This window comes from Aetokthonos hydrillicola CCALA 1050, from assembly GCF_017591665.1.
Taxonomy (GTDB): domain Bacteria; phylum Cyanobacteriota; class Cyanobacteriia; order Cyanobacteriales; family Nostocaceae; genus Aetokthonos; species Aetokthonos hydrillicola.
Window position 1 is genome coordinate 1 of sequence record NZ_JAAKGC010000194.1, and the last position, 5,528, is coordinate 5,528.

9 protein-coding genes are annotated in these 5,528 nt (G+C 41.0%); 5 read left to right on the forward strand and 4 right to left on the reverse strand.

Annotation, left to right across the window (positions count from 1 at the left end; all coding sequences use genetic code 11):
- The coding region (locus tag G4P69_RS35210; protein ID WP_208354567.1) for an antirestriction protein ArdA at nt 1–748 on the forward strand (748 nt) is incomplete at its 5' end.
- Nucleotides 749–986: 238 nt separating this feature from the next.
- Here the strand turns inward: G4P69_RS35210 and G4P69_RS35215 are convergent.
- Nucleotides 987–1,229: a hypothetical protein gene (locus G4P69_RS35215; RefSeq protein WP_208344487.1), complete on the reverse strand. Its 243-nt coding sequence runs from the start codon at nt 1,227–1,229 to the stop codon at nt 987–989.
- Nucleotides 1,230–1,333: 104 nt separating this feature from the next.
- On the opposite strand from G4P69_RS35215, the gene G4P69_RS35220 reads away from it, so the two are divergent.
- Together G4P69_RS35220 and G4P69_RS35225 are read left to right on the forward strand one after the other, a co-directional pair.
- On the forward strand, nt 1,334–2,041 hold the full coding sequence (locus G4P69_RS35220) for a hypothetical protein (RefSeq protein WP_208344488.1): 708 nt from the start codon (nt 1,334–1,336) through the stop codon (nt 2,039–2,041).
- Between the two features lie 128 nt (nt 2,042–2,169).
- Nucleotides 2,170–2,865, forward strand: a complete 696-nt coding sequence (locus G4P69_RS35225; RefSeq protein ID WP_208344489.1) for an ERF family protein — start codon at nt 2,170–2,172, stop codon at nt 2,863–2,865.
- A 46-nt stretch (nt 2,866–2,911) separates the two neighbouring features.
- Here G4P69_RS35225 and G4P69_RS35230 read toward each other — a convergent pair whose 3' ends face one another.
- The 3 genes from G4P69_RS35230 to G4P69_RS35240 form a co-directional block, all read right to left on the reverse strand.
- Nucleotides 2,912–3,088 carry a hypothetical protein gene (locus G4P69_RS35230; protein ID WP_208340681.1) on the reverse strand — a complete coding sequence of 59 codons (177 nt, stop codon included), beginning with the start codon at nt 3,086–3,088 and terminating at the stop codon, nt 2,912–2,914.
- A gap of 228 nt (nt 3,089–3,316) precedes the next feature.
- Entirely contained in the window at nt 3,317–3,610 is a 294-nt protein-coding gene (locus G4P69_RS35235) for a hypothetical protein (RefSeq protein WP_208340679.1), read from the reverse strand.
- A gap of 8 nt (nt 3,611–3,618) precedes the next feature.
- A complete protein-coding gene (locus G4P69_RS35240) occupies nt 3,619–3,999 on the reverse strand; it encodes a helix-turn-helix domain-containing protein (protein WP_208340678.1) in 381 nt (126 codons plus the stop codon).
- Nucleotides 4,000–4,112: 113 nt separating this feature from the next.
- Between G4P69_RS35240 and G4P69_RS35245 the strand changes: the two genes are divergently transcribed.
- Together G4P69_RS35245 and G4P69_RS35250 are read left to right on the forward strand one after the other, a co-directional pair.
- On the forward strand, nt 4,113–5,057 hold the full coding sequence (locus tag G4P69_RS35245; RefSeq protein ID WP_243902290.1) for a helix-turn-helix transcriptional regulator: 945 nt from the start codon (nt 4,113–4,115) through the stop codon (nt 5,055–5,057).
- The coding region (locus tag G4P69_RS35250) for a DnaB-like helicase N-terminal domain-containing protein (RefSeq protein WP_313890608.1) at nt 5,054–5,528 on the forward strand (475 nt) is incomplete at its 3' end. The genes G4P69_RS35245 and G4P69_RS35250, both read left to right, overlap by 4 nt.

Sequence of the window (5,528 nt, forward strand, 5' to 3'; positions counted from 1 at the left end):
ATTAGTTTTCTCTACAGAAAAAGATGCTTTGTCTGTGGCAGAGCAGTTATATGATGCCCAGCAGATAGGTAAAATTTTAATTGTTGAAAATATCGACCTCAGAGCTTTAGAATTAGCTGTTGGGTTAGCTCAGGTAAATTTTCCGTCTTTCAATTTTCCCATTGTTAGTAATTTAAAATGTCGGCTACCATTCCCCAAACATGAACGGGAATGCACTGATAAAAATACACCCAAAATATATGTAGCTTGCTTATCGGCTTACAATAATGGGCATTTACATGGACTTTGGATTGATGCAACGCAGGAACCAGAAGAGATAGAAGATGATATTAAATGGATGCTTTCTTGGTCGCCAGTTGTAGATGATGAGCCGTGTGAAGAGTGGGCAATTCATGATTATGAAAACTGGATGGAAATTAAAATTAATGAATATGAAGATATCAACAAAGTTTCAGAATTAGCCAATCTTGTACAGAAGCATGGTAAACCATTTGTTCTTTACCGCAACTATTACGGTAATGATGCCACAGTGGAGGATTTTGAAGAGTATTACATAGGAGTCTACGAAAGTGAAGAGGATTTTGTATATCAACAGTGGGATGAATCTGGACAGCTTAAAGAATTGGAGAAACTAAAAATTTCTAGCATTTACATTAATTGGAAAGCAATAGCTCATGATTGGTTTATTGATTCTTATTTTTCAATAGAAGCTAGTTATCAAGAAGTATATGTATTTATTCGTCACTAACGTCCTGAATATTTACATTAAATAGAGGCGATCGCTCTCTCTTCATCCTCTAAGAAAATTACTGCTGTGTTTAGTTAGGTGCAATCGCTCTTAATGTAGGGCGATTATTTTTCTTTAACCCAAGAGGGGGGAGGATTCAGCGCGGCAGCCATGAATGCGGCGATCCACGTCAGCCGCGTCACCCAAGAGCTTTACTTCCGCATTCATGGCTGTCCTGCGACTGAAAGCGAAGCGTGCCTCACCCCTCGCCCGCGCTCCACCTAGATGTAGCCGTAATTGATTGAGCATCTCGCTCTAGTTTTTCTGCGATCGCTTCCCTAATCCAGCTGGCTTTTTCTTTTCCAGCGATCGCTACAACCTTGTCGTACATTGATTTAGTCATTCTTAATGCTACAGCAGGGCTATCTATTGGCTCATCCCCCGCCGGGACAAATAGCCCCCCTTCACCCTGCTGAACTTCATATGGTTTATTTCGCTTCATCGCTTCATAATCTTAAAAATATTTCAAAAATATTGTAACGTACCTTGTAAACATGGCTAGGATTTGTTACCATGTAAACATGGAATTCAAAAGGTATCAGACCAATGCCAGCACAAAAATTCTCAGCCAAAGCTCATACTCGCTCCAATCATACTTACTCTGTCTTTCATCAATCATTGCTGCATGAAAATAATGCTGAAGACTACGCTCTGAGGCATATCTACAGCCTTGAGAATACAAAATCTCTGCTTGAAAAATGGGGCTGGACAGCAGAACAAATTAAAATTGGGATTGAGTATGCAACTATTGACGTTTACAAGCATTGCTGTTGGCTGCACATTCCTGGGAAGATTGAAAAGCGTGGTCAACTAATTAAAATTCGTGGTATCTGTCGATTTATTTCTAAAGCTGACTTTGTAGCTGTTCTGATAGAGAGAGCCTGGCAAAAAGCAGATCCTTACAAGTTGCAACCCGGTGATAACTGGGATGAGTTGATAGCTCGTGGTAATACTGGTGAGTTCTATGAGATCAAATTATATCAACACGAAATCACCTGTACTTGTCACGCCTACAGTGGATTAGAGAAAGCCTTTGCACAAGACCCAGCTGCAACTAAACATTTGATGCTGCACCCAACGACTAAGGGGCAAGTGCCTGATAAACACGTCTTCGCAACTTGGAAATATTTAGGTGCTGAAACTTTGCTCCAATACGAATATTGCTGGCTAGAGCGATATGAGTCAGCCATGAGAGAAGAGAAATATTCATGGCAATTTGACCCTGAACCAGAGCCAGAGTTAGCAGACTGGTGATAATAGCTGGCTGCCAGCCCACAGCCATTAAGAGAGGGTAGCCCAGTATGCGCAAAAGGTATCCGACCAAAGATTTTTTATGCACATTATCCGGGCAATTTCATAGTAGCACAAGACAGAGTAAGAACATGAACGAATCCTCTAAGAATCCGCCAACACCACAACTTAATGCAGCTCTCGCCAAAGCCAAAGCAGAAATTCCAACTATTTTGGCTAATAAAAACGTGAAAATTCCTACTAAAAGCGGGAGAGAAATCAGCTTTACATACGCTGAACTAGAAGAAATTCAGCCAAAGATTACACCAGTGCTATCTGCTTGTGGGTTGGCGATAGCGAAGCGCTGCTGCGAAGCGCAGATCGCTCATCAAATGGCATTCATAGAAACTAGATTTTGCTTACTTTCTAGCCTTCGACATGAAAGCGGCGAGCAGATAGATTCTGTGTTTCCTCTCCCTGGTGACTTTAATGATGCTAAGGAATTAGGTATACAAATTTCCTATGGTCGCAGATACAATACTTTGTGCCTACTCGATATCACGATAATTGAGCCATCGAGCCAAGATTGGCAAGAAACCAAGCGTAAAATTGCTAAAGAAATTAAACAGGAAGTTGGGCTAATTCAAAAGCCTAGCAATGGTAAAGAAGGCTCCATACTGCACGATATGAGTGGTGTATCGAGCGTACAAACCATATCCGATGCGCAAGCTAAGAGGCTGTGGGCGATAGCGAAGAATGAATTGAAATTATCTGAGTCAGATGTACGCTCGGTGCTGGCTGGTTTCCAATTAGAGCGTACAGAGGGATATTCCTACTCAAAAATATGATGCGGTAATTCAATCGATGAGGGATTACGCGATGAAATTTTGAGTTTTATTGTGGGATTAGCTTCGCGATCGCTCCCAACAAAGCCCGATCTGCTATGGTCTGGGCATTACTGACTACCATTACATCTGTGGCTATACCAAGTATGTTGATATGGTTTACATAACAATAGGCGCGGGATGAACGAGACATGAAGGGATCGCCCATCATCCAAAGTTTGCTCATCCTAATCAGAATTTTTATTGGGATTAGAAGAAATTTTATCTGCGATACGGAGAGCAGCCGTTACTTCGCTATCGCTCATTGGTCATATGCGAGTACGCTCAAAAACACAAATTACGCAAATTTCTAGCATTTTCAATGTGAACGAGGATACTTGAAAATCTAGAGTAGACCATCACTTAGACTTTCCTCTTTGAATCTGAGTAAGCGATCGCCTAGTCTTGAATGTTTTTACTGTTCGCGATCGCTCCGAATTCTCATAACAGCAGCCTCAATAATAGCTGCAATATCAATATTGGGGGCATTCTGAATTTGCACACATAAATGTGTGTTCACTGGAAAGTTATATCCTCCAGTTGTCCATTTTGAGCCAATAGTACGGCTTTTAGATTCAACTGGTAGAGAATCGACAAGCTCTGAAACGAGCTGTTCTTTTTGCTCTAGTGGCAAGTTCAAGACAAAAACTTTGATTTCATCTAGGCTTACCACTTTTGTTTTAACCTCAGTGATATTACTGTGATCCATTTTCCTATTTAAGCACTTAAAACTTGGTTGCCGTGTCCATTATTCCCACTTTTTAAGCGCCACCTACGTGCGATCGCTAGCATCGCCCCTTCAACTTCTTCGTCTGTTGCTGCCTCTATCATCCTTTCTAGCTTGTTTTCTAAGCTTACAGAACCATTTTGTTGTTGATGGCACAACTGAGAAAGAAAGTAATCGCTGCTACCAGGAGCTAGCTCATCCATAGCCATCATCAGAGAGGAAAGCGTCTGGAGGCTAATATTTCCTGCATTTCTTCTAAACTCTGAAATGTGATTTTGAGACACACCTGATTGATTAGATAGAGCCTTTCCCGTAATTCCGTAATGTTTAAGGGTTTTGTCAAATGCTTGAGAAAAATTATTAACTTTCATAACGAAATCCATTTAAAATTGGATTTTAAGCATATATTATCAATCGGGCGGCTAATCATATCAATTCTTAACTGTATTAACAGTTTATCACGACTTTTTCTCTGGTTAATCAAATGAAACAGCCCAGGCAAGTTTTAGAGAGTTTGCCAGGGCTTCGTCTTAGTTACTTAAATGGTATGACAGATTCAATAAAAGTACAAACGTCAAATCCCGGATTCTTTAGCAAAGCTGATGTATCCACTGCAACTACTCGTCGTGACAAAATTCAAGGAAAGTTTTACCCACTCCAGCATGAAGAATGGTTAAGGGCTTACAAAGACCTTACAGATAGCCAAAGGGGTGTTCTCTACTATCTAAGGAGTCTAGACCCTTACAGTAATGGCTTAAGAATACGTGCCTCAAAAATAGCTGGAGATTTGGGCATTTCCAGACAAACAGTTTATAAAGCAATCGACGCTTTGGAAGAGAAAGGATACATAAACAAAGAAGACGTAGAATATACATTAAAAATCCAATCAAAAGGATTTTTATGTGACAGTTATTCAAGCTGCACACAGTTGTCATCTGAGAACGACAGTTGTAAATCTGAGGCGACAGCTGTAAGCATAGAGCGACAGTTGTCATCTGAGAGCGACAGTTGTAAATCTGAGGCGACAGCTGTAAGCGTAGAGCGACAGTTGTCGTCTGAAACGCTCACACAGCAAGAATCTCAATCCTCTAAGATTAATAAGACTTATACAGACTTTAAAAAGACTCTCTCAGAAGAGGAGCGAGCGAATTTTTTAAATTTTTGCCAGGAAAAAATAAAGAACCTTAGCCAGGAAGTAAACGACATAGAGGCGTGGTTAGCACACCAAACCAAAGCTGGGCGAAATCGCTGGGAAGTTTATTACGAAAAATATCTAGCTTCAAAACAAAAAAGCGCCAAAAAAGCTGAAGCCAAAAATACTTTGTCACAATTTCGCCAAGAAATTGAACAACAGCAACGACAGGTTGAAAAGGCTTGGTTCGAGTCACAACACCAAGATAGCACCTCGAATACTGGAGGTGCAGCGTGAACGATAAATTGCCTCCCCAAAACATTGAAGCTGAAGAAGCGATTTTAGGCGGAATCATGCTCTCACCAGAGGCGATGAGCATGATAAGCGTGAGCCTTATTCCTGAAGCTTTTTATGTTGACGCTCACAAAGATATTTATCAAGCCGTGCAGCGCCTCCACTGGTCTGGTAAGCCCACAGATTTACTCTCGGTTACAAATTGGCTCTCTAACTACAATCTACTGACACGCATTGGTGGCAGAAATAAACTAGCGACCCTTGTAGACCGCACAGTTTCAGCCATTAACATCGATGCTTTGGCTGAACTAGTTATGGACAAGTACACACGCAGGCAGTTGATTAAAGCAGGTAACGAAATTGTACAGTTGGGCTATGAAACAGAAACTGAGTTCCCGATTATACTTGACCAGTCGGAACAGAAAGTTTTTCGAGTGTCACAGCAACAGTTTTCTACCAACACCGAACATAATA

Bases quoted from the DNA above. Each gene is read 5' to 3' on its own strand.
- G4P69_RS35215 (WP_208344487.1), bottom strand. From the start codon at position 1,229: ATGAAGCGAAATAAACCATATGAAGTTCAGCAGGGTGAAGGGGGGCTA.
- G4P69_RS35220 (WP_208344488.1), top strand. From the start codon at position 1,334: ATGCCAGCACAAAAATTCTCAGCCAAAGCTCATACTCGCTCCAATCAT.
- G4P69_RS35225 (WP_208344489.1), top strand. From the start codon at position 2,170: ATGAACGAATCCTCTAAGAATCCGCCAACACCACAACTTAATGCAGCT.
- G4P69_RS35230 (WP_208340681.1), bottom strand. From the start codon at position 3,088: ATGAGCAAACTTTGGATGATGGGCGATCCCTTCATGTCTCGTTCATCC.
- G4P69_RS35235 (WP_208340679.1), bottom strand. From the start codon at position 3,610: ATGGATCACAGTAATATCACTGAGGTTAAAACAAAAGTGGTAAGCCTA.
- G4P69_RS35240 (WP_208340678.1), bottom strand. From the start codon at position 3,999: ATGAAAGTTAATAATTTTTCTCAAGCATTTGACAAAACCCTTAAACAT.
- G4P69_RS35245 (WP_243902290.1), top strand. From the start codon at position 4,113: ATGAAACAGCCCAGGCAAGTTTTAGAGAGTTTGCCAGGGCTTCGTCTT.